Below are 1,859 nucleotides of genomic sequence, written 5' to 3'. Positions count from 1 at the left end.
CCGTGAACCCATCCCTGGGGGCTTGGTCGCCGCATCCGTGCGGCTCACACCCCGCAAACCCACAGCGCCCCGCCTTCGACCGTTTCCCTCGATCTGCCTGGATCCACATGTTCGGGGACGAATGGGGCTGTCACACTTGCTTAACGAAATGCGAATGCCTATCATTTACTGATCGGTTGTGCGCTTAGCCAAGCGGGGCACGGAAGCACGCGCCCACCCGCCCCTTCGCCCGTGTACATCCCCCGACCACTGGGTCACCTGCCTGCCGCAGGTGTCGCACCGTCGATGGGAATCACGCTGGGTGACGTGCGCGGAGCGCATGGCTGCCATGGGTGCGTTTGCCATCGCCTGTTTTTTGTCCTGCATGGAATCGCACCGATGGCTTCTCCCCTGATTACTCCCCGTCCAACCCTTCTGGCCCTGGCCGTGACCGCACTGTTGATCGCACCGTTGGCACACGCTGAGGAAGGTTCTGCCGACCCGTCTGCGCGCACCCTGGACACCGTCCAGGTCACTGCCGATGGCGACATTGCCGACAGCTACACCGTCAAGCGGGCCAGCACCGCAACCAAGCTCGGCCTGTCACTGCGCCACACCCCGCAGTCGATGACCGTGGTGACCCGGCAGCGGCTGGACGACATGGGCCTGTTCTCCCTGTCCGATGTGATGGGCCAGGTCACCGGCGTAGCGGTGTCGGTCACCGACAGCGAACGCATCAACTACGTTTCGCGCGGGTACAACATCACCAATTTTCAGGTCGATGGCATGCTCAACACCTTCGGTGGCTACATCAAGACCAACACCGACAGCGTGATCTACGACCGCATCGAAGTGGTGCGTGGTGCCACCGGCCTGACCACCGGTGCGGGTGATCCGTCGGGCACCATCAACTTCGTCCGCAAGCGCCCCAGCGATACGTTCCAGATGAGCGCCAACCTGACGCTCGGCCGCTGGGGCAACCAGCGCCTGGAAGCCGACCTCGGCGGTCCCATCGCCCTGGATGGCCGCATCCGCGCCCGCGTGGTCGCTGCCAAGCAGCAGAGCGATTCGTTCCGCGATGTGTACAAGCTGGACAAGGACGTCTTCTACGGCATCGTCCAGGCCGACATCACCGACACCACCCTGCTGGAAGCCGGCTATGAGTACCAGTCGCCGCGCACCACCGGCGTGACCTGGGGCGTGGTGCCGTACTGGGGCGCCGATGGCAAGCCGGCCAACCTGCCGCGCTCGACCAACCTGTCGGCGCGCTGGAGCAGCTGGCCGATCGTCGAAAAGAGCGCGTTCGCCCGCCTCGAACAGCAGCTGGGCCATGGCTGGGCAGCGAAATTCGCCTACACCCGCTCCAAGCGCGAGACCGACGGCGCGGTCTGGTATGGCGCGTCCGGTTACCCGCGTGCCGATGGCAGCGGCATCTCTGCCTTCGTCGGCAGCTTCGGTGAAAACGGCGACATGCAGGTGTTCGACTTCAACGTCGGTGGTCCGTTCCAGCTGTTTGGCCGTGAACACGAACTGGTGTTCGGTTTCGCCCAGTCGGTGCGCAAGGGCGAAGTGCCTGCGAGTGAAACCGCCGCTTACCCTGCCAGCTACGATCGCGTGCCGGACTGGCGCAGCTGGAACGGCGACGTCGCGCCGCTGCAGGTCACCCGCTTGGGCTATCTCGCATCGGAGGACGAACTGCGCCAGCGTGCCGCTTACCTGGCCGCGCGCCTGCAGCTGGCCGAGCCGCTGACCGCCGTGCTCGGTGCCCGTTACGGCAGCTGGGAAACGCGCAGCTGGACCTACACCCATGACGCCGCCGGCCGCTTGACCGACACACGCCGCGGCGGCTACAAGCCGGATGACTCACTCACCCCGTACGC

General features: G+C 65.4%; 1 protein-coding gene. It reads left to right on the top strand.

What is annotated here, in order from left to right; genetic code table 11:
* Nucleotides 1-378 precede the first annotated feature (378 nt).
* Nucleotides 379-1,859, top strand: a 1,481-nt coding sequence (locus tag AB4Y84_RS20620; protein ID WP_442250814.1) for a TonB-dependent siderophore receptor, incomplete at its 3' end; no start/stop codon positions are given.

This window comes from Stenotrophomonas sp. 2YAF22, assembly GCF_052114665.1.
Taxonomy (GTDB): domain Bacteria; phylum Pseudomonadota; class Gammaproteobacteria; order Xanthomonadales; family Xanthomonadaceae; genus Stenotrophomonas; species Stenotrophomonas indicatrix.
Note: the sequence above shows the minus strand (reverse complement) of the source record. Positions and strands in the feature narration are given on the sequence as shown.